This is a genomic window from Paraburkholderia sp. SIMBA_053 (genome assembly GCF_046534895.1).
Classification (GTDB): Bacteria; Pseudomonadota; Gammaproteobacteria; order Burkholderiales; family Burkholderiaceae; genus Paraburkholderia; species Paraburkholderia caledonica.
Window position 1 is genome coordinate 74914 of sequence record NZ_JAWRXU010000015.1, and the last position, 20538, is coordinate 95451.

Consider the following 20538-nt stretch of genomic DNA (forward strand, 5'->3'; position numbering starts at 1 on the left):
TCGTTATCGGACGAGGTGATTGAGCGCGAGATCGATGACATCGAAATTGCGCAAGCGCCGCCTGCCGTCGCTGCCACCGAGCTTGCGATTGAAGATGAGCGGCACTTTCTGTTCGGACATGCCGCCGTGGGAGCGCAGCGGCACGGTGAGCCCGGACAGGTCATGTTTTTCGGCTGCGCTGCCGAGCACCGCGAGCCTTTCGCCGAGCACCACGAGTTCACCGATCCTGTCGGGCGGCAACTCGAATCGCTCGCTAGCCTGTGCACGGGTCAATACCGCGTCGACGCCATCGATAGCCTCGAGAAACGCCGCCACGTCGCACTGTTTCTGTTCGCCTCGATCGCGCAGGTACACCGTAGCGTAGGAGCCCAGCGCGCCGTGATGCACGACATACGGATCAGTGATGGGCAGGAGCACGCGCGTCGCGTGCGCGCCGTATCGCGCATCGAGCCTATCTTGCAGAAACACGATATTTGGCCGGCCGATGGCATCGGTCTTCGCATTCATGCCATGGTCAGCCGTGATGGCCAACACGGCACCCTCGGCGTGATAGCGCGCCAGATAATCGTCCATCATCGCGTAGAAAGCGTTGGCTTCTGGCGTGCCGGGCGCGTGCTTATGCTGGACGTAATCCGTTGTAGAGAGGTACATCAGATCAGGGCGCTCTTCACACAAGATGGAAAGCCCGGCGGCAAACACGAACTCCGAAAGCTCCGCGCTGTACACGGAGGGCACAGGCATGCCGACTCTCGCCACGATGTTCTCGATACCGTGCTCGTCGAGGGTCACCTGATCGGCCTTTTCAGCCGAAAAGCAGATCCCTTCCAGCCGGTGTCCGAGCAGACTGCGCAGTTTGTCCTTCGCGGTAACGACGGCGACGCGCTGACCCGCGCGAGCCATCTCCGCAAGAATGGTGGGCGCGCGCAGGTATTTGGTATCGTTCATCAGGACTTCCGTCTGCGTCTCCCCGTCGAAAAAGAAATTGCCGCAAATGCCATGTACCGACGGCGGCACGCCCGTGACGATCGACAGATTGTTCGGGTTGGTGAACGACGGCACGACGCAGTCCCCGTCCAGCACGGTGCCGAGCGAACGCAAGCTCGCCAGAAACGGCGCTTTGCCGGCCAGGATCGCCTGATTTATGTATTCCTGCTCGCAGCCGTCGACACACACCACGATCGTCGGCGCAGAGGGCAATTGATAAGTTCGAGAGTTGACGGTGATCTGCTGGGTCATGGGGACACCTTTCTGAATGAAGTGACGTCAGCGTATGATGATCAATCTACTCACACAATCGACAAAATTATCCGGATTGCGTTAAATAAACTCACACATGCGCTCGAAGCTTCCCCCACTCAACGCCCTGCGCGTATTCGAAGTCGCCGCGCGCGCGGGCAGCTACTCAGCAGCCGCGCGTGAGCTCAACCTGACGCACGGCGCCGTGAGCCGTCATATCACCATCCTTGAAGACTGGCTCGGCCAGCCTCTGTTCGTGCGCGATGGGCAAAGCATGGTCGCATCCGGGCACGCACGAGCCTTTGCGCGAGAAGTGAGCGCGGCTTTCGACCACATCACGGATGCGGCGGAACGCTATGGCAAGAGCCGGCACCGTAAAGTGATTCGGGTCAGCGCGGCGGCGACGGTTGCGATGCGCTGGCTGATTCCTCGTCTGCCCTTGTTCACGGCGATCTGCCCGGATGTGGATGTGCGCGTCTCCACGACACTGACGACCGATTCCGCACTGCGCGGCAGTTTCGATCTGGCGATTCGTCGCGAAGTGCCCGCAGACGGGCAATATCAGGCATGGCCATTATTTGAGGAGCGCAACACGGTGATCGCGAGCCCGGCGCTGATCGAGCAAACCGCGATATCGTCGGTCGAACAACTTGCCGCAGAAACATGGCTCACCACGGAATCGCGTCCGAGCGATTGGGAGAGATGGACCCACGCCGTCGGTCAACCGACGCTTCGGGCCAGTCGAACCTTGAGATTCGATCACTTTTTTGTGACCTTGCAGGCCGTGGTCGACGGCCTCGGTTTTGGTATCGGACCATTTCCAACGCTCGATGCGGATTGCACTGCAGGGCGTCTACAGAAACCGTTTCCCGATCTGACTTCGAAGGGAGCGACTTACTTTGCGTTGGTACCGCTGGATGCCGATAAGCCTGTGCATATGAGGGCTTTCGTCGATTGGCTACGATCAAGTGGCGAGGACGACCAGTCCAGCAAAAAAAAATGAGCCTTCGTTCGTGTACATGCAACTGGCTTTTGTTGAGAGCCGAACCGACGCTCCAGCAGCCATAAGCAACACGCGGCGACTGGCTGGACATGGCCGATTGGGTGAGGTCGCCAACGGCCGCTTATTGGCGCTCCAGTTTGCAAAACCTGAAATTAGCTGACTGACCGCTTCGGAGAAAGTTATCTGACCGGAGTGGGTGGGCTTAGTCTTTTACGTCGAGCACAGGGTGTGCGCGATGCTCTCCGGTGTCGGGCTCTGGTCGGCAAGAACGAGTCGTTCGCCGAGGCGCTAGTTCGTCCACTCAGACGGCCGCTTTCACTAAGATATCTGTCGTCGATACGTTCGAAACCTTGCAACTCTGTCAGCGGCATTGCAACGTGTGCTACCGGCCATCCTAAGGAAGCGTCGACCGAGGCCTTGTCCCCGGCAAGGGTCGTTGGACCTCAGACGGGAGTGCGTCGCGTGCATGTGCCTCGGCTATGCGAGCGGCGCAACTGACGCGCCGACAATCTTGTGCTGCGCGAGTGCTTGGTCGACGAGCCCCGATGCCTTCACTTCTTCGACGAACGCACGCAATGCACCTGCTGCGGCGATACCGCGGCTTTTCGGCACGCCCATCGCCTGACGGATCACCATGAATCGCTCGTCTAGCAGGCGCAGGCCCAATGTCTCGCGGGCATCGGCTTCCAACTGCTGCTTCACTCCCGCTGCGACTTCGAGGTCCTGTTCAAGAAACGTTCGGACGACGGTGGGTGAGGTCGGTGCGCGCACGATCTGCGCATGCTTCAGTTCGCGCGTGAGGAAAAGATCGTATGCGCTGCCTTTGCCAACGACCACGCGGTTTCGCGGCTGGTCGACATCTTCGTTGCGGCGAATTGGCGAAGCGTCGCGCACGAGGTAATAGCCTTCGATCAGCACGTACGGCTCGGTGAAGGCTATAGTTTCGCCCCGCTGCGGGTCCACGGCGAAGAAGCCGAAGTCCGCGCGTTCTTCGCTTACCGCCTGAACGGATTTGCCGGCTGCATCGAACACCACGAGTTCCAGTTCAACGTCGAGCGTTGCGGCAAACGCGCGCGCGAGATCAACCGAAACACCGGTCGGCGCGCCAGAGGCGTCCGTGCTCGCGAGAATCGGATTGCCTAGGTTAATCGACGCGCGCAGCTTGCCCGTCGGGGTGAAGGCTCGAATGATTGACGAATCGGGTTTCTGCATGATGGGATCAGGGGGGATCAAAGATTCTTTTCCGTGCGCAATAGATTTTGGTGTTGAGTGTGTTGGCGCGATCGCTCCAGGGCGATCAACCACAGATTCGCGCTTCATCCGATTCGAACGGCGCCGTGGCTCGTGGACGCAGCAGGATCCCTACAGCGAGGACACTCACGAGCGAGATACTGCCCGCTAGCACGAACGCGCTAAAGAACGTATGGCTTTGCTGGACAAGAAGCCCAGTTAGGGCAGGGCCGACGATTCCGGCGCAGTTGGCTATTGCGTGCACGCAGCCGCCGACGCTGCCGAGCTTCGGTCCGGGAATCGTGTCCTGAATCAACGCCCAGTACGTACTCCCACTCAGATACAGCGCGAACACCGCGATCGCCATCAGCAACAGCGCGCTAGCCGTAGTCGTGACAGTACCTGCAAGTGTGACGCATATCCCAGCCGCACCGAGGCACACAATCAGTACCCACTTGCGAGCCCGCAACGCGTTGCCCGTACGACGAAAGATCCAGTCGGACAGGAGGCCGCTCAAGCCATAACCGATGAAACCCAGCAGCCAAGGCAGCACTGTCGCGAGACTCATACTTTTGAGACTCAGATGACGGTCCATCATGAGGAAGCTCGGAAACCATGTGAGGAAGAAGAATAGGATGTAGCTGTAACCAAAGTACGAAATCATGGCCGCCATGATGGCGGGCTGCTTCAGGTAGAAACCGAGGCGCTCTACATCGGCGGGATCTTCGGAAACGCTGCGGTCGGATTCAATCATGCGGCGCTCATCGTTCGAGACGCGCCGATGCTCATGGGGTTTGTCCGTAGCCAGGAAATGCCAGAACATCAGCCAGATAAGCCCGAAACAAGCAATCCCCACGAATGCGACGCGCCAGCCGTACGCCGCCGTCAACAGGCCAACCACGGGACCCGCCAATGCGCCGCCCAGCGGCAGTCCGCAATTCGCGAAGCCGAATGCGGTCGCCGACTCCTTGTGAGGGAACCAGTTGTTCACCATCTTGTTGATCGTCGTTGCGAGCGGTCCTTCTGCCATGCCGAAGAGCGTGCGAATCGCTAGCAGCGAGCTGAACCCCGTGGCGAGGCCGGTGGCGCCACACAGCAACGACCACGCCAAGATGGCACCGGAGAACACGCGCTTGCCGCCCCAGCGGTCAGCCGCCCAGCCGCCGATCAAATTGAATGCTGCATAGCCGATGAAAAAGGTTGAGAACACCAGCCCGAGGCTGGCCGGTGAGATGTGCAGGTCCTGCGCCACGGCGGGGGCGGCGACCGAGAGCGCCGAGCGGTCCAGATAATTGATGAAGCCTGCAATGAACAGCAGCAGGACGATGCGCCAACGGATGTTTGTCACCTATTGCTCCTTGGAGCTTATTATGTATTTGATCGAACGGGCGCTCGATCGAGCCACCCGGCCGTCAATTCTGCCTGCTCGCTGCCACGCCGGACGTGTGTAGCGGCGCAGGGTCTCGGACTTTACCGACGAATCGACGCTTCAACGCTGCGGCTGCGCGGCAGCTTGCAGCATCGCCAACTGTGCTGCGCCGATGTCGATGCCTTCGCCCATCTGGCGTTCAAGGCGTCCAAGTTCGATCTCGCCGGGCACAATCACCGGCGCATCGGGATCAGCCGGCGCCGAGCCGTGCAAAATTCCCGCATAGTCGGCCATACGAGCGGCGAGCCACGCACCGCTACCGAGCGTGGACGTATCAATGAGAATGAAGAAGTGGCCAAGATTTTGCGGCTCTTCAGGGTCGTCTTCCCACGACTTCACGTGTGTCAGATACGCCGCACCGGAAAGCAGTCCAGCGAAGAGATCGACGACGAGCGCGAGCCCGTAGCCTTTGTGTCCGCCGATCGGAAGCAGAAAGCCATCGAGCGCGGCTTTCGGGTCGGTAGTCGGCTTGCCCTGTGCATCCGTTGCCCAATCGCCGGGGATCGCTTCGCCGCGCTTCAGCGCGTTGCGAATCTTTGCCCGCGCGGCGACGCTAATCGCCATATCCAGAATGAATGGATGGCCGTCCGGGTTCGGTACGCCGAAGCCGACAGGGCTGTTGCCCAAGCGCGCGTCGGTTCCGCCCCAAGGGGCGATCGTCGTTGTCGCGTTACTGCCGATGATGCTGGCGAACCCCTGCCTGGCGGCAAGGTACGAGTACGGCGACACCGGGCCGAAATGATTGCTGCCGCGCACGAATACGCAGCCGATGCCGTTTTCGCGCGCGGCCGTCATCGCCAGATCGAGTGCTCGATAGCCGACGAGCGGGCCAATGCCATTGTCGCCGTCGAGGCGGTGAAGCGCCGGTCCGACCTGTTGGGCGGTGATCGACGGCGTCGGATTGATGCCGCCAATACGTAGGCGAGAGCCGTACGATTCAATTCGGCTCGTGCCGTGCGTGCGCAAGCCGAATAGGTCGGCGAGCACGAGGATAGTGGCAGTATCGGTGGCGTCGGTGCGATTCAGACCGAGCGCGCAGAGTGCTTCGATCGTCAGTTCGGTCAGTTGCGCCTTGCTGACGGTGCCATGGGTTGAGGTGGACTGGGTCATGGAACGGGTCGTCTCCTTCGATCAAAAACCGTGCGATTCAAGCGGCTGCAGTGGCGCAGCGCTTGTTGTTTCGCACATGATCGGGCAGGAGAGCTCCGGGTGACAAACGCATATTTTCGTTCGATTGGTGTGTCAGGCGCACGAATGGAAGCGGAATCGATGCGGCGCCGCCTGGGCGGCAGGCGCTGTAGAGCAGGAGGCTTTGCCGAGGACGCTTGATCTAGCTAGCAGCGCTTCCGGACAGGGCATCCGATGCGCGCATCTCCTTCAGCAGTTGAAGGAAGAAGCGTCCAGCGGAAGACAACCCGCGTCCGCGACGCTGGAGTACGCCCAGCGTGCGTCGGATCGGCGGATCGACGAGCGCGACGCTGGTAAGCGCCTTGTGCGGGCCTCGCGGCATGGCCAGGCGAGGCACGACGCCTACGCCAAGCCCCGCTTCGATCAGACTCACGAGTGCCGGCACATGGCGCACCTCGCAGAACCATTTCGGCCGGACAGCCACGCCCGCCAAGCCTTCGTCGATGACCGCGCGATTGCCGCTGCCCTGTGCGATGGCCAGATAGTCGAGATCACCCAGTTCCGCCCAGGTGACGGATCTGCGCTTCGCAAGCGGATGACTGCGCGGGCAGGCGAGAACGAAAGGGTCATCAAGGAGCGGCGTGAACTCGATGTCGGGCTCCTGTGTGCCCACATATGTGAGACCAAAATCCGCCTCGCCGCGCGCGACTGCGAGAAAAACCGTCGAAGAAGGCTCGTCAATCAAGCGTAGGCGGATTCCCGGGTATCGTTGGTGATAGACCCCAATCGCTTCCGGAAGAAAATAACGCACGGCAGAGGGCACGCACGCGATCGTAAGTTCGCCGGTCATGTTCCGTGCAAGATCGTCGAACTCGAGCATCGAATTATCGATCTCGTTGAGGATCCGGTACGCGCGTTCCAGAAAGCCTCGACCGACGATGGTTAGATCCATCTTGCGCGTGGTTCGCTCGAAGAGTCTGACGCCCAAAGCTTCCTCCAGCTTCTCAATTCGACGCGATAGCGCCGACGCCGAGAGATGCAACGAATCCGCTGCAGCGCGAAAGCTGCCCAGGTCCGCTGTCGCGACGAAGGCGCGTAAGTCGGATATCTCGAAGTTCATTTCAATGGTCACACCGGCTGGTGAAAAGAGTCGCTCAGTGTCAACCCACCGGTGCGCGGTGTCAATTCGTGCGTGCGACACACGAATGAGCCGGTTTTTTGCGCTTAACCCGCTGCGCGGTTTGTCGGATCATCTTGAAATACGATCCGGCAGGCTCGAACAATTAAAGAATGGAGACGATATGTATCAGGTAGATGTCCTGGTTCAGGGCTTTCCTGGCAATGCGGTATGCCACGGCGGTCTAGGTTGGAGCACGATTGCATTGCTTCGTGATTGCGACCGTACGATTCTCATCGACGTAGGCGCATTCGGCGTGCGTCGAGAGTTACTCAAGCAACTGCGCCAGCACGGGGTCGAACCAGAAGCCATTACCGACGTCGTGCTCACGCACGCGCATTACGATCACTCCGTCAACTTCACGCTTTTCCCAACAGCCACGATCTGGATCGGCGACGACGAGCTTGCGTGGGCCGAGCGCCAGCCGCCCGGGTTCAATCCGTTGCCGGAACTGTATGTCCGCGAGTTGGGGGCCTCCTCGCGCGTCCGCCGTGTGGCGGCCAATGACATGTTCATTGAGGGCATCCGCGCGATTGCCGCGCCAGGCCACACACCGGGCAGCCTGCTGTTCCATCTCGAAGCTAACGAGCCACCCGTACTGTTCACGGGCGACGCCGCAAAGAACCGCGCCGAACTGCTGTCGCACGACGTGGACGCGACCGCTGACAGGGCGGCGAGTCAGGATACGATAGCTCGTATCTGGAGACTATGGCGCGCAACCCCTGGCACCGTTCTGATACCGGGCCATGATCTGAGCATGCAGCTCGATGATAGTGGCAGTCCTGCATACACCGGCGAGCGTTCGGCCGCCATCGCGGCATGGTTTGGCGAATCGATCGAGTTGACGACGAAGATTAACCTTGAAAAGTCCTCGGAGGCGTCATGAAGGAACGCCCCCGTGCTTTCGAGGGAGAGAACGCTGTCACGCTGCGGAAGGTCACCTGGCGGCTGGTGCCGTTCCTGATGCTGTGCTATTTCATCTCGTATCTCGACCGCATCAACATTGGCTTCGCTGCGCTCGAAATGCGCGGCGAGCTGAACCTGAGCCAGACGGCCTACGGTCTTGGCGGCAGCCTCTTCCTTGTGAGTTATTGTCTGTTCTCGGTGCCTAGCAACCTCGGCCAAAAGCGATTCGGGACGCGCCGATGGATCGGCTTCCTCATGATTGTCTGGGGCGTATTGTCGATGGCGATGGCCTGCGTGAGGGGGCCGACGCTGTTCTTCTTGCTGCGGTTCCTTGTCGGCGCGGCGGAAGCAGGATTCTTCCCTGGGGTGGTGTTCTATATCACCTGCTGGTTTCCAGCCAGCTATCGCGCGCGCATCGCATCGATTTTTCTACTTGCAGTCCCGCTGTCGAGCTTTGTCGGCTCCGCCGTCTCGGGTTCGTTAATGGAATTGCACGGCTATGGGTTCAGCGGCTGGCAGTGGATGTTCGTGCTCGAGGGTGCGCCATCCATTTTGCTCGGCCTGTGCTTTTTCTGGCTAATGGCGGACGGCCCCAACAAGGTAAGCTGGCTCTCGAATTCTGAGAAGCGGGCGCTAAGCGAGGCGCTACGCGTCAAGGAGGGCGCAAACCCGCCCAGCGCACAGCGGTCGATACTCCATCTGATGTTCGACCGGCAGGTTTTGGCGCTGTCGCTGACTTATTCCGGCGTGCTGTCCGTAGGAGTGTGTCTCTCGTTATGGCAACCGCAACTCATCAAATCGTTTGGCCTGACGAACTTCCAGACTGGACTTCTGAGCAGCGTTCCCTTTGGTGTGGCCACTGTAGTCATGGTGTTGTGGGGACGCAACTCCGACCGCAGCGACGAGCGTGTGTGGCACACGGTCTTGGCGCTGATGCTCTCGGCGTTCGCAATGCTGGCGACGTTCATAGTCCATTCGCTGGCTGCGACGATTGTACTGCTCTCCTTGATGCTGATCGGCAGCTACTCGTCGAAGGGGCCGTTCTGGGCCCTCGTCACCCAACGGCTGTCGGCGCGCGACGTGTCGGCAGGACTGTCGATTGTGAGTGGCGTGGGCAGCATGGCTACCGCGCTAACGACCTGGTTGTTCGGTGTCGTTCGCGAGCAGACCGGTAGTTTTGAACTGGCGCTGCTTCCTCTGGTCGTGCTCGCCGTTTGCGGCTCCGTGGCGCTGTTCTTCGCTAAACTGCGAGCCGACGATGTCACGCCGATTGAGATGGCAGGTGTGGAACAAACCGAGCAGTAGACAATGCCCGCCATAAGTTGGCGCACACACACACGTTGTCCCCGCCGGTCGTTGATAGGTAAGCGTCGGGGCACGGCCGTCTTTGGTTCGCGCAATCGGAACACAACGGTGATTCCCATCATTTTCCAGTAGCGGGAATCATTCTGGGATCAGAAGACAAGCCAGCGTCGGGAATGCGGAGAGGGAGCCAGAACCGCAGCCCGGCCGGCCTCGGCGGCATGTGAGCCGAGCGTCTCGGTTCCGAAACTCGCCAGAGAGGATGGCGTCAACGCAAGTATCTTGTTCAGGTGGCGGCGTCGGCCGCTGCATGCCGCAGATCATCAAGGGCTTTCCGAAGACGCCGAGCCATGCGCAGGTCGATCTGATCGCGATGGTGCCGTATTTGTTCTAACGATCGTCATGACGCTGTGGTCGCGAAGCTCGGATCGCCGCAACGAGCATCGCCTGCATTGCCTATTCCGCATGCGCCCGATGTCGCCACGCTGCTCGGCGCAGGTCTGACAACGAACCCGTATGTACCGGTCGCTATGATCAGCCTGAGCCTTCCCGGTCTATATGCGTTCGAGTCGCGTTCTGGGCATTGCCGACACTGTTTCTCACGCGCTCGACGGCCGCTTTCATTGTGGGGAGCAATCTCGGGAGTTTCGTCGAGCCCTTCGCGATCGGCTATATCACGGGCTCGGACGGCTCGTTCCTTCGTGCCGATGCCGTTGTTCGTCCGCCTCAATGAACGCGCCTCGGATGAAACCGCGCCATGGCAAAACAAGGTCACTGAAGCAAAAAACACTATAGGAGGAGTTTTCACCGCGAACAAGAAGTCACTCGTACCCGTAGTAGTACTGATGCCGTTGCCTTTTATCGCGTACGCGCAAAGCAACGTGACGTTGTACGGTATCATCGATAGCGGTCTTAACTATACGAACAACGTGCAGAAGGCTCGCACGGCGTCGGAACTCGTCGGGGGTCACCAGATCGCGATGATCGAAGGCGGCTCGGCCGGGCTTCAGGGCAGCCGATGGGGGCTGCGCGGCACCGAAGACCTCGGCGGCGGACTGAAGGCGCTTTTCGTGCTCGAAAGTGGCTTCTATAGCAACAACGGCGCATTGAATCAGGGTGGCGCCGAGTTCGGACGTCAGGCTTATGTCGGCTTGAGTAATGCTTTCGGCACGGTCACGCCCGGGCGCCAATACGATCCCGTCGTCGATATGTACGGGCCGTTTCTCGCGGCGCCGCAGTGGGGCGGTTACATGGCGTCACATCCAAGCGATCTCGACAACGCGCTCAACTCGCGCCGCATCAACAACTCGATCAAGTACCGCAGCGCGAACTACCGTGGCCTGACGGTCGAAGCGATGATGAACTTGGGCGGCACGGCGGGCTCGTTTTCGAACAACTGGATCTGGGGGGCGGGTGCGGCTTACGCAGCCGGGCCGTTTTCCATCGGCGCGGGCTATCTGAACATTCGCAACCCGAATACGTCGTTCTTCGGGGCGAATCCGAATGCGGGTCCGGCGACAAGCAATAATCTCGGCAGCTTCGGCAGCCCGACGAGCCCGGAGAGCAACCCGGTCTTCGCGGGATATGCGTCGGCGAAAATGGTGGAAATCGTGGGCGTCGGCGCGGGCGTGAATTTCGGATCGGCGAACGTGAACTTTGCGTACTCGAACACGCGCTTCGAGGATATGGGTTCGTCGTCCGGGCCGAATACGCTTCGATACACAGGCACGGCGGCATTCAACAACTTCGAAGTAAACGCGAAGTATCAGTTCACGCCGTCGCTGCTGTCCGGCGTCGCCTACGACTACACGCGCAATGGCGGCGCGGGCGGTAAGGGCGGCGCGAACTACAACCTCTTCAGCGCGGGCGTCGATTACTTCCTGTCGAAGCGCACCGACGTGTACACGGTCGCAGTCTACGAGAAGGCGAGCGGCACAGATTCGCTCGGACAAAGCGCGGTAGCCCAGATCAACGGGCTCACGCCATCCACTGCCGACAAGCAATTGTCGTTGCGCATTGGCATGCGGCACAAGTTCTGACCTATTCGTTGGCAACGCTTGCCCTGCGCGAAACGCCTGTCGACGTCTGGCTGAAAAACATTATTTGCGGGTGGCCGCTTCACGATCTGAAGCGGTCATTGTGCCGGCTTTTTGACGAGTGACCGCAACGGGGTCGACTTCTGCCTGTCAGACCCGCCGTCATCCTGCCTGAACGGCACGTACCCTGGATGAGCTTGGCCACGCCAACTTGCGACCATCGTCTCTTACTGACGCGCTTCATTTTGCGTTTGCTGACGCTCCGTGGACAGCACCGCACAGGATCGGTTACGGCGTGACATCCGCGCAGCCGGATGCGGGATCGGTGAGCGGGTTGCCGCACAGTCCCGCGTGAGTCGGACAGCTTCAGCTCCGGTCAGGTCTCGCGACCTCCAGCCCTGGATGCGCGGCCCGGCCTCGATTCGCGACGCGCCTTAATCTGCCCCTCCAGCAATGCGGCCTGCCGGGCGAGGGCATCGCGCTCCCGACGCAGCTCGCGAGCCTCGTCCATCACGCTCGCGAGCTGCGCTTCGTGTCGTTCGGCAAACCGGCGACATTCGGCAGCCTCGGCCGCCTGACGGTGGACGTCGGCAATCAGCTGCTCGTTGCGCTGCCGGGTTTTCGACAGTGCCGCCTCGGCCTGCCTCTGCGCATGACGCGCCTCCTCGGCCTGCAGCATGACGCGCTTCTGGACGCCTTCGAGCCGGGTCGCCGCCCGCTCAGTTTCCGCCCGCAGGGCAGCTTCACGATCACTGTGCGCGGCCCGCGATGCTTCGAGTTCACGGAGATGGGCTGATCGCATGGCATCCAGCGCCTGTTCCGACTGGGTGCGGACCGCGTCCCTTTCGGCTGCAGCAGCTTCGGCCAGCCGGAGCGCAGCATCACGCCCGCCCTGAACCTCCGCGAGTTCCGCGAGCAGTGCGGCAAGTTGTACCCGCTGATCGTCGAGCTGTCCGCGCGCGATACGAAGCTCGCCCTGAAGTTCTGCCTGGGCAGCCTCGAGAGTCGCAGCGTGCACATTCGCGGCGGCCGTTTCCGCTTCGAGTTCCTCGCCACGCTGCGCAAAGACCTTTTCGCCGTGCGCAACCGCCAGCGCCCATACCGACAGCATCGCACTGGCGACCGCCGGCGGCAGCGCTGAGGCGAGCGCGCCATTGCGCGTCTGTTCGTCCTTCCACAGTTTCAGTTCGTCATTGATGGTAGTGCGGCTGCCTTGGCGGATTTGCGCGTAGATCAGGTCGACCGTGAGTTCATGTGCAGGCCGGCCGGAGGCGACAAGGTGCGCGGCGGCTTCCCGGGTGCGGATACGGGTGTCACTGATACGGCTCATGAGCGGCGTTTCACCGTGAAAAGGCGTGGAAAAGGGCGGTTTCGTCAGGAAATTATATACGTATATCGTCATATAACGTTATATCTATAACGATAAATCGCAAAAATTTGTGATAACGCCCATAATCGCAAGTTTTTATCGTGTACGCTGCGAAAACTCCATCCGAAAACGCGTCGCACTATGAGCCTGCCCGTCACCGCCCTGGAATCGTCTGATATCGCCCTGTCGCTGTCGTTGCCTGCCGCCCTTGACGGCCACGACGGCACCAACCGTGCGAGGGGCGGGCACCTGCAGATCGCGGCCGACACGGACGTGGAGGCCGTGCGCCTGTGGCTCGCCGAATATGCGGGTTCGCCGCACACGCTGCGCAGCTATCGCAAGGAAGCAGTACGCCTGCTGCTGTGGGCCACCAGGACGCTGGGCAAGCCGCTCTCGAGTCTTACCCGCGAGGACTTTCTGCTGTACGAGCAGTTCCTTGCGGCACCGACGGGCGACTGGGCAGATCCGGGCCGGCCGCGGCGGGGTCGCGCGCGGCGGCTGTTCGACGGCCCGCTGTCCGAGCGCAGCCAGCATCAGGCGCTCGGCATCGTGTCGGGCCTGCTCTCCTATCTAGTCACTGCCGGTTATCTCGCCGGCAATCCGCTGGCACTGCGCCGCCGGACGGGGGCGGCGGCAAGGCGCACGCCGCGGGTCGAACGGTATCTGGATCACGCGCTCTGGGATCACGTGCTCGCCAGCGTCGAGCAGTGGTCACGGGTCACCGCGCGCGAACAGCAGCACTATGAGCGCAGTCGCTGGCTGATCCGCCTGCTGTACGGCACCGGTCTGCGCGTTTCGGAAGCCGCGCAGGCAAGGGCAGCCGACTTCTATCAGCGGCGGGGTAACTGGTGGCTGCACGTGGTGGGGAAGGGTGGCGCTGAGGGAGAGGTGCCGGTGAGCACGGCGCTGATGGCGGACTTCGCCCGGTACCGGGTTTTTCACGGGCTGGCGCAGACTCCGTCGGGAAATGAGACAACGGCTGCCGTAATGAGCGTGGCGGGCGATCCGCACCACCACCTGACGCCGGCGGCGATCTACCTGATCGTCAAGGAGGTATTCCGGCGCGCGGCGGACATGTTCGAAGCGACTGATCCAGCCGGCGCTGAAACGCTGCGACGGGCATCCACCCACTGGCTCCGTCATAGCGCGGCAACACATCAGGCCGATGCCGGTAATGATCTGCGCTTCATTCAGAAAAACATGCGCCACGCATCAATCCAGACAACCGGAATTTATCTCCACGTCGAGGACGATGTCCGCCACACCAGGACCGTTCAGGATCAGGGCGATGCCCTTGCATCGGAGTTGCGTGAAGCGGGGGCCCCTTACAACGCCGCTTCGGCCTGAGGGGTAACTGAACACTGCAGGCGAGGACCGTGCCTCTGGGTAGATGTTGGCGCTTTTGTTTTCGGGTCTAGCACGGCAGAAAGCTGCCTGCAAACCTCTCGCGCTGCGTCAGATTGCGGAAGGTTTGTTTATCGGATTCCGTGGCACTAGCATGGCTGCCGCTGCGGAAAATGGGGCGTACCTGAACAGACAGAGAGAGAGCGGGGCTATTCCTGCTACGACTCACCGATCCGACGCGAAATCTCAAGAGTTTCGTCGATTTCTTCGCCCGCATTGTGGGTTTCGGTTTGCCAGTGGACGCACTGCCGATCTACGTGCAGGAATTTCTGGCGGATTTGCGAGGATACCCTGGCACCACGCTTCTTAGAATCAAGAAAATTCGGCTGGGCACGATCAGAATACCCGACGCAACACCTGCCCGCATGGACGCCGCCTCGACTTCCGACGCACTGTCCGACGTCTCCAGTCTAGTCGGTGTGGCAGGTACGGTTGTCGAGAAGGCAACTGTTTCGTTCTACCTAGATGAGTCGCCCCACGCCTTGGAAGTGGCGGCAAGCGGCATGATTTACGGCAACGCCGATTTGCTGAACTCGTTGCCGCCGCTCTGCGCTCGACAATTTTCGCAGCGCGGTCAGACTCGCGAGGATTGATAGCGCCCGTCGCTCCGACGCAGGTTCGGCTCGACACGACGGTTTCGACCCAGGTCCTTTCTGCGTCGCATTTTATGGCGTCAACGCTGTTCTTCGCGGATGCCGTTGAGCAAGACGGCACCCTGTCGTCAAGCCGCCACGCACGCCCGGACTTCTTCAAGCCGTGGAATCGAAGGTTGCGCGCCGCGGCGCTGAACGCAGATGCTCGCGGCGGCCTGCGCATGCGTGAGCGTATCCATGAGTCCGGCGCGCATCGCCAGCTTCCCGGCCAGCGCTCCGACGAAGGTATCGCCGGCAGCGGTCGTATCGATTGCGCGGACTTTTCGTGCGGGATGGTGCGTGCCGGCTGTTCCGTCACCGACGACATAGACGCCGCGTTCGCCGAGCGTCACCACGACGTTGCGCGCGCCTGCACGATGCAGTCTGCCAGCCGCCTGCTCGGCGGTAACGCTTGCATCAGGCGCGAGTCCCGAGAATCCCGCGAGAATTGATGCCTCGAACTCGTTGGGCACGAGATAGTCGATCAATCCAAGCCAATCCACGGGCAAAGGGTGCGTCGCGGGACCGGGATTCAGCATGGTCAGCTTGCCGAGCCGGCGCGCGATGACAAGCGCCGCATGGACGGTTTCGGGCGGCGTTTCCAGCTGACAGACGAGCACATCGCAAACACGAAAGCGCGCTTCGTTTGCGTGGATGCTGGCGGGCGACAACGCGCCATTGCTGCCCGATGCCACCACGATGCTGTTCTCGCCGGCAGCGGACACCGTGACCATCGCGAGGCCGGTAGGGTGCGCATCCGAAACTTCGATGCCGGCGCAATCGATGCCTTCGGCCGCGAGTTCATCGATTCGTTGCGCGCCGTAAGCATCGCGTCCGACGCAGCCGATCATCGTGACGCTCGCGCCCATACGCGCGGCGGCGACCGCCTGATTCGCGCCTTTGCCGCCCGCGACCGTGGCGAGGCTGTCGGACAGCACCGTTTCTCCCGCCTGGGGCAAGCGCCGGGTGCAGGCGACGAGGTCCGTGTTGATGCTGCCGACCACGAGCACACGGCCCCGTTCACGTGATGCATCCAATGCCGTTTCTCCTGAATCATGAAGCGAAGAAAGACCGCGCGGCTCGTTCACATCCGCGGCACTGCCGCGATGCCGATCCTGAAATTGCCACCCGTATCGCCGCTCGCTTGGTCGCGCGACTCGTAACGCTGCTGAACGACTGAATTCTTGCCGAAGCCCGGAATCAGCGAACGCGGCGAACTTCGGCGCAGCCACAGGCGCAGCAGATGGCGACGGCGCTGCGGCTCGGGAAAATCCGTGAAGCGAGTACGCGAATGCAGCGCGGCGTAGTTCGACAGCCATTGAATATCGCCCGGACGGAAATCCATTGCGAGCGACATGCCCGGTTCGTAGGTGATCGCCTCGAACAGTTCGAGCACTTCTTTCTGCGCCGACGTCAGGCGCGGCACTTCAGGGTAATCCTGCGCGGTCAGGATATATAGCGAGCCGGCATACATGCTGAAGGTGCCGTCGACGAAACTCACGATCGGCGACACATACGTGTTGGCGGGCGCATTGTGATCCTGCCGGCGCCAGTCCCAATGAAACGGTTCCAACAAAAGCGGCGCAAGGTCCGGGCGGCGTTTCAGGATCTCGTTGTAGATCTCCGCGCCGGACACGATGCACGACGCGCCGCCTTCGAGCGCGGGACGCAGGCACATCAAGGCGACCACGTCCGAACTGTCCGAGTGAAACGGCAGGAGATCGCGGATCTTGGCGGACAGCGCGTCGGGGTCGTCGAGCGTCTTGTCGGAGGTCGCGTAGACATGATCGAGCAGATCGCCGAGTTCGTTCTGGCGAATCGGATCGCCGATGTGCAGACCGAGAATGTAGTAGATAGCCGCCGACAACGCGTCGGAATAGAGATGCGTGCGCAGTCCGCGTGCGAGCACGAAGCCGCGGCCCTCGTCGATGTCTTTACACCATTCGTCGACGGCGGCGGCACAGGCATTCAGCGGATAGTCAGAGGCCTTCACGAAGCGCAGGTCGGGATCGTCCTCGACGAAGCGCCGCCCGAGCATTTCCAGCTCGCCGATCTGCGCTTCGTTCAGATGGTAGATCCAGTCTTGCCTGTCGAGAAGTTTGTCACCGCGCCAGGCGGCGGCGCTGGTGACGGGGGGCAACGCAACGGAAGTCGTCATGATGGTTTCGGGGTTGAGGCGTTAAGAAGCGTGATCGACGATCACGAACGTATCATGGTCAAATTCGCGCTGGCTTTCTTGCCCGCAGGCGTACGGCCGCTTGATCGTCAGGCTTCGGACGAAGAGGCGCTGCGCCAGCGCCTTCGGCCAGGCGCCAGGCTCGCGTCCCAGGCACGCGATGCCGCTCGCGACAGCCACGGCGAGGCCCTCGGCCGTCCGCAACGGATTGTCGAAGACGAACGGCGCCGCGCAGCCGGCGACCAGCGCGAAGATGAACATCTGCACGAAGCTCTGCAGCGACGCGACCATGCCGCGCATGGTCGGCAGATGAGCCTGGGCGATGGACGACATGGCCGGCATCGCACGCGCCATACCGAATGCGTAGAGCGCGAGCGGCATGACCGCCCAGGGCAGCGTGGCGGCCTGCAGCGCGTTATAGGCGAGGTACGCCACGGCCGCGAGCGCGGCCACGCTCAGAGCGCGTACTGTCACACGATTGCCGTGACGTTCGGCGAACCGTGCGCTGAGCCGGCGATCACGCCCGCGATCAACGGCACGAACAGCCAGCCAAAGCCAGTACCCGGCTGATGCAGCACGTGCATCACGAAGTTGGCCGCGCACGAGATGTAAGCGCGAACCCGCCGAACGCGCAGCCGTTCGCGAACACGCCCAGCACGAAGCGGTGGTGGCGCAGCGCGTCGCGGTAATTGAGCATGAGCGGACAGGCGGGACGGGTGCCGCTCGGCTAGTGGCGGGCTTTCCGCGAGCCACAGCCGGAACACCGCGAGCAGCGTCAGTGAAACACAGCGAGCAGCGCGAAGATCGCGCGCCAGCCGAAAGTGGCGTTCAACTGGCCGCCGAGCACCAGCGCAACGGCCGGCGCGAGCGCGAACATCAACATGATGTTGGCCAGCGTGCGCTGCACCGCTGCACCCGCCATCGTGTCGCGCATAATCGCCTGGCCAATTACCATGCCCGAGCCCGCCGACAGTCCCTGAAGCGCGCGGAAGGCGAGCAGCGCTGCGAAGGTGGGCGCGCACGCCGCGCCGACCGACGCGAGCGCGAACATCGACACCGCTCCGAGCATCACACGGCGGCGCCCGAACGAATCGAAGAGCATGCCGTAGAACAGCGCCATGATCGCGTAACAGAACAGATAAGCGCTGAGCGTCATCTGGGCCCGTTCGGCGCTGACCGCGAACTGCCGCGCGACCGCGGGTAATGCCGGCAGATAGCTGTCGGTGGCGAACGGGCCGAGCATCGACGCCGCGCGGCCAGCAGCATCGTGAGGCTACGGGGCTTCACACGGACTCTGGGTTCGGTGCTCAGACGGGCTGGTTCGTCGCCGCGAGCATGATCTCGCGGATGCAGACGTTTTGCGGCATCTCATACGCGAAGCGGATCGCCTCGGCGACTTCCCGCGGTTCCAGGATCACGCCGCCTATCGAATCTTTCCACGCCTGGAAGCCATCCTTGATCGCGTCGTTGGTGGTGATTGTCTGCAATTCGGTGTTGCATGCGCCGGGCGCGATCAGCACCACGCGTACGTTATGCGCCGACACTTCCTCGCGCAGGTTTTCGGACAGCGCGTGTACCGCGTGCTTGGTCCCGACGTAGGCCACATGCTGCGGATACGTCTTGCGGCCCGACGTCGAACTGACATTGATGATGGTGCCGCGCCGCCGCGCCACCATGCCCGCGAGCACCGCATGCACGCCGTTGAGCACGCCCTTCACGTTGACATCGAGCATCCGGTCCCACTCCTCGGGCGGCTGCTCCGTCATGTCGCCGAGCAGCATCACGCCGGCGTTGTTGATGATTGCATCGGCGGGGCCGAATTGCGTTTCCGCTTCCCGCACGGCCGCAAGCAGCGCAGCGCGATCGGTGACATCGAGCTGCCGGCAGAGCGTGTTGGGCAAGGCCAGCGCTTCGAGACGCCCGAGTCGGCGCGCGAGCAGCAGCAGCGGATAGCCGAGTTGGGAGAACAGACGGGCAGTGGCTTCACCGATGCCCGAACTCGCTCCCGTGATGATGACAAGACCTTTCGACATGTTTTTCGTTCCCGTGGATGAAAGCCGTGAGCGCAGCGCCACGAGCTTAAGCGCGAAGACCGCGCCGGCTCTTGTCTTTGCGCGCGCAAGCGCTTGTCGGCGCGCGCATGTTTTTGACACGCGAGACGGGAAGATTTTTGACGGAGTATTAATCAATTCCTCGCGCGCATTTGGTCAAGAACTGCCGAAATTGTCTGGATAGCGTTGAACGTACCGAATCGTGCTGCCCGCCGGGGCGCGCGGCAGCGATTCAGGTCGAAGACACACGTTCCCCTCTATCCAGGACCAAACCAATGAAAAAGTATCTGACGGGCTTTGCGATGCTGACGGCAATGAGTGGTGCGTATGCGCAAAGCTCGGTCACGCTGTATGGTCTTATCGATGCCGGCCTCACGTACATCAGCAACGAAGGCGGCGGGCGTCTGTTCGAGTTCCAGGACGGCGCCAACTTCGGCAACCGTTTTGGCCTGAAGGGAAGCGAAGATCTCGGCGGCAGACTCAAGGCGATCTTCCAGCTCGAAAACGGCTTCTCGCTCGGCACTGGCGCGTTGCGCAATAACGGCGCGCTGTTCGGCCGCCAGGCGTTCGTCGGGTTGTCGAGCGACTACGGCACCTTGACGATGGGTAACCAGTACGACTTCATCGCAGACTACATCACGCCGTTCAACCTCAACGGCTATGCGAGCGTGTACGCGGGCCATATGGGCGATATCGATCGCATCTCCGCGGTGCAACTGCCGAATTCGATCAAGTACCAGAGCCCGACCTTCGATGGCTTCAGCTTCGGCGGCATGTGGAGCTTCGGCAACGTGGCGGGCAACTTCAGGCAGGACAGCGCGTATAGCCTGGGCCTGAGCTACAAGAACGGCGGCTTCAATACGGCAGCGATCTACGAGCGCCTTCACGACGTCGACATCTATCCGTACGCGCAGTTCGGCGTGTTCAGCTTCCTCGGTCAGACCGTCGCGACGCGCAATCCGGACGGCAGCGTGAACGATCTGTTCTACACGACACCGTTCGTCGTCGACACGCAGTCAGAGTTCGGCATCGGCGCAAGCTATACGCGCGGCAAGCTGACGCTCGCCGCCAACTTCACGTCGACGCATCTGGAAGCCGCCACCGGCAGCGCGACCATGAACGTCTACGAAGCCGGCGCGATGTATTTCGTCGCGCCCGACATCGCCGTGCTCGGCGGCTACCAGTACACGACTTGGGACCACACGCACTGGCATCAGCCGACGATCGGCGCGCAGTACTACCTGAGCAAGCGCACCAGCTTCTACGTGAACGTCTCGTATCTGCATGCGCAGGACGGTGTCGACGCGAACCAGGGGGCGGGCTTCTATTCGCTGCCGTCGAGTACGAGCACGCAGATCACGTCGCGCATTGCAATGATTCACACGTTCTGACGCCTTCCGGCGCCCACCGGTCAGGAATGCGTGCGCGCGTGGACAAGACACTGCGGTTTTGGGCTCTT

General features: G+C 61.6%; 19 protein-coding genes. 8 read left to right on the plus strand and 11 right to left on the minus strand.

What is annotated here, in order from left to right; genetic code table 11:
* Positions 1-3: 3 nt before the first annotated feature.
* The gene (gene phnA / locus SB753_RS29675) at positions 4-1236 is read right to left on the minus strand and encodes a phosphonoacetate hydrolase (RefSeq protein ID WP_410803351.1); all 1233 of its coding nucleotides are present in this window, start codon (positions 1234-1236) and stop codon (positions 4-6) included.
* 97 nt (positions 1237-1333) lie between these two features.
* On the opposite strand from phnA, the gene SB753_RS29680 reads away from it, so the two are divergent.
* Positions 1334-2239 (plus strand): LysR substrate-binding domain-containing protein, encoded by a 906-nt coding sequence (locus tag SB753_RS29680; RefSeq protein ID WP_410803353.1) that lies wholly within the window; start codon positions 1334-1336, stop codon positions 2237-2239.
* Between the two features lie 477 nt (positions 2240-2716).
* Here the strand turns inward: SB753_RS29680 and SB753_RS29685 are convergent, their stop codons facing one another.
* The 4 genes from SB753_RS29685 to SB753_RS29700 form a co-directional block, all read right to left on the minus strand.
* Positions 2717-3451 carry an ABC transporter substrate-binding protein gene (locus SB753_RS29685; RefSeq protein WP_410803354.1) on the minus strand — a complete coding sequence of 245 codons (735 nt, stop codon included), beginning with the start codon at positions 3449-3451 and terminating at the stop codon, positions 2717-2719.
* 85 nt (positions 3452-3536) lie between these two features.
* Positions 3537-4817, minus strand: coding sequence for an MFS transporter (locus SB753_RS29690; RefSeq protein WP_410803356.1), 1281 nt, complete (start codon positions 4815-4817; stop codon positions 3537-3539).
* A 141-nt stretch (positions 4818-4958) separates the two neighbouring features.
* On the minus strand, positions 4959-6008 hold the full coding sequence (locus SB753_RS29695) for an Ldh family oxidoreductase (protein WP_410803358.1): 1050 nt from the start codon (positions 6006-6008) through the stop codon (positions 4959-4961).
* A gap of 220 nt (positions 6009-6228) precedes the next feature.
* Positions 6229-7146, minus strand: a complete 918-nt coding sequence (locus SB753_RS29700) for a LysR family transcriptional regulator (RefSeq protein ID WP_410803464.1) — start codon at positions 7144-7146, stop codon at positions 6229-6231.
* A 4-nt stretch (positions 7147-7150) separates the two neighbouring features.
* On the opposite strand from SB753_RS29700, the gene SB753_RS29705 reads away from it, so the two are divergent.
* The 4 genes from SB753_RS29705 (at position 7151) to SB753_RS29720 (ending at position 11450) form a co-directional block, all read left to right on the plus strand.
* Positions 7151-8089: an MBL fold metallo-hydrolase gene (locus tag SB753_RS29705; RefSeq protein WP_410803359.1), complete on the plus strand. Its 939-nt coding sequence runs from the start codon at positions 7151-7153 to the stop codon at positions 8087-8089.
* Positions 8086-9414: an MFS transporter gene (locus SB753_RS29710; RefSeq protein ID WP_410803361.1), complete on the plus strand. Its 1329-nt coding sequence runs from the start codon at positions 8086-8088 to the stop codon at positions 9412-9414. Before SB753_RS29705 ends, SB753_RS29710 begins: the two co-directional genes overlap by 4 nt.
* Positions 9415-9673: 259 nt before the next feature.
* The gene (locus SB753_RS29715) at positions 9674-9805 is read left to right on the plus strand and encodes a hypothetical protein (RefSeq protein WP_410803363.1); all 132 of its coding nucleotides are present in this window, start codon (positions 9674-9676) and stop codon (positions 9803-9805) included.
* Positions 9806-10256: 451 nt separating this feature from the next.
* Entirely contained in the window at positions 10257-11450 is a 1194-nt protein-coding gene (locus SB753_RS29720; protein WP_410803365.1) for a porin, read from the plus strand.
* Between the two features lie 373 nt (positions 11451-11823).
* Here the strand turns inward: SB753_RS29720 and SB753_RS29725 are convergent, their stop codons facing one another.
* On the minus strand, positions 11824-12777 hold the full coding sequence (locus SB753_RS29725) for an integrase (protein WP_410803367.1): 954 nt from the start codon (positions 12775-12777) through the stop codon (positions 11824-11826).
* A gap of 180 nt (positions 12778-12957) precedes the next feature.
* Here SB753_RS29725 and SB753_RS29730 point away from each other — a divergent pair, with 180 nt between their 5' ends.
* Entirely contained in the window at positions 12958-14163 is a 1206-nt protein-coding gene (locus tag SB753_RS29730; RefSeq protein WP_410803369.1) for a tyrosine-type recombinase/integrase, read from the plus strand.
* 293 nt (positions 14164-14456) lie between these two features.
* Positions 14457-14813 carry a hypothetical protein gene (locus SB753_RS29735; RefSeq protein WP_410803371.1) on the plus strand — a complete coding sequence of 119 codons (357 nt, stop codon included), beginning with the start codon at positions 14457-14459 and terminating at the stop codon, positions 14811-14813.
* 128 nt (positions 14814-14941) lie between these two features.
* Here SB753_RS29735 and rbsK read toward each other — a convergent pair whose 3' ends face one another.
* The 5 genes from rbsK to SB753_RS29760 form a co-directional block, all read right to left on the minus strand.
* Positions 14942-15889 (minus strand): ribokinase, encoded by a 948-nt coding sequence (gene rbsK / locus SB753_RS29740; protein WP_410803373.1) that lies wholly within the window; start codon positions 15887-15889, stop codon positions 14942-14944.
* A gap of 47 nt (positions 15890-15936) precedes the next feature.
* Positions 15937-17010: a TauD/TfdA family dioxygenase gene (locus tag SB753_RS29745; RefSeq protein ID WP_410803375.1), complete on the minus strand. Its 1074-nt coding sequence runs from the start codon at positions 17008-17010 to the stop codon at positions 15937-15939.
* Between the two features lie 21 nt (positions 17011-17031).
* The gene (locus SB753_RS29750) at positions 17032-17481 is read right to left on the minus strand and encodes a hypothetical protein (protein WP_410803377.1); all 450 of its coding nucleotides are present in this window, start codon (positions 17479-17481) and stop codon (positions 17032-17034) included.
* 322 nt (positions 17482-17803) lie between these two features.
* The gene (locus tag SB753_RS29755; RefSeq protein ID WP_410803378.1) at positions 17804-18271 is read right to left on the minus strand and encodes an MFS transporter; all 468 of its coding nucleotides are present in this window, start codon (positions 18269-18271) and stop codon (positions 17804-17806) included.
* 64 nt (positions 18272-18335) lie between these two features.
* Positions 18336-19061: an SDR family oxidoreductase gene (locus tag SB753_RS29760; RefSeq protein WP_410803380.1), complete on the minus strand. Its 726-nt coding sequence runs from the start codon at positions 19059-19061 to the stop codon at positions 18336-18338.
* A 293-nt stretch (positions 19062-19354) separates the two neighbouring features.
* Between SB753_RS29760 and SB753_RS29765 the strand changes: the two genes are divergently transcribed.
* Complete coding sequence (locus tag SB753_RS29765; RefSeq protein ID WP_410803382.1) at positions 19355-20470, plus strand: porin; 1116 nt, start codon at positions 19355-19357, stop codon at positions 20468-20470.
* Positions 20471-20538 lie beyond the last annotated feature (68 nt).

Bases quoted from the DNA above. Each gene is read 5' to 3' on its own strand.
- phnA (WP_410803351.1), bottom strand. From the start codon at position 1,236: ATGACCCAGCAGATCACCGTCAACTCTCGAACTTATCAATTGCCCTCT.
- SB753_RS29680 (WP_410803353.1), top strand. From the start codon at position 1,334: ATGCGCTCGAAGCTTCCCCCACTCAACGCCCTGCGCGTATTCGAAGTC.
- SB753_RS29685 (WP_410803354.1), bottom strand. From the start codon at position 3,451: ATGCAGAAACCCGATTCGTCAATCATTCGAGCCTTCACCCCGACGGGC.
- SB753_RS29695 (WP_410803358.1), bottom strand. From the start codon at position 6,008: ATGACCCAGTCCACCTCAACCCATGGCACCGTCAGCAAGGCGCAACTG.
- SB753_RS29700 (WP_410803464.1), bottom strand. From the start codon at position 7,146: ATGAACTTCGAGATATCCGACTTACGCGCCTTCGTCGCGACAGCGGAC.
- SB753_RS29705 (WP_410803359.1), top strand. From the start codon at position 7,151: ATGGTCACACCGGCTGGTGAAAAGAGTCGCTCAGTGTCAACCCACCGG.
- SB753_RS29710 (WP_410803361.1), top strand. From the start codon at position 8,086: ATGAAGGAACGCCCCCGTGCTTTCGAGGGAGAGAACGCTGTCACGCTG.
- SB753_RS29715 (WP_410803363.1), top strand. From the start codon at position 9,674: ATGGCGTCAACGCAAGTATCTTGTTCAGGTGGCGGCGTCGGCCGCTGC.
- SB753_RS29720 (WP_410803365.1), top strand. From the start codon at position 10,257: ATGCCGTTGCCTTTTATCGCGTACGCGCAAAGCAACGTGACGTTGTAC.
- SB753_RS29725 (WP_410803367.1), bottom strand. From the start codon at position 12,777: ATGAGCCGTATCAGTGACACCCGTATCCGCACCCGGGAAGCCGCCGCG.
- SB753_RS29730 (WP_410803369.1), top strand. From the start codon at position 12,958: ATGAGCCTGCCCGTCACCGCCCTGGAATCGTCTGATATCGCCCTGTCG.
- SB753_RS29745 (WP_410803375.1), bottom strand. From the start codon at position 17,010: ATGACGACTTCCGTTGCGTTGCCCCCCGTCACCAGCGCCGCCGCCTGG.
- SB753_RS29755 (WP_410803378.1), bottom strand. From the start codon at position 18,271: ATGCTCGGCCCGTTCGCCACCGACAGCTATCTGCCGGCATTACCCGCG.
- SB753_RS29760 (WP_410803380.1), bottom strand. From the start codon at position 19,061: ATGTCGAAAGGTCTTGTCATCATCACGGGAGCGAGTTCGGGCATCGGT.
- SB753_RS29765 (WP_410803382.1), top strand. From the start codon at position 19,355: ATGAAAAAGTATCTGACGGGCTTTGCGATGCTGACGGCAATGAGTGGT.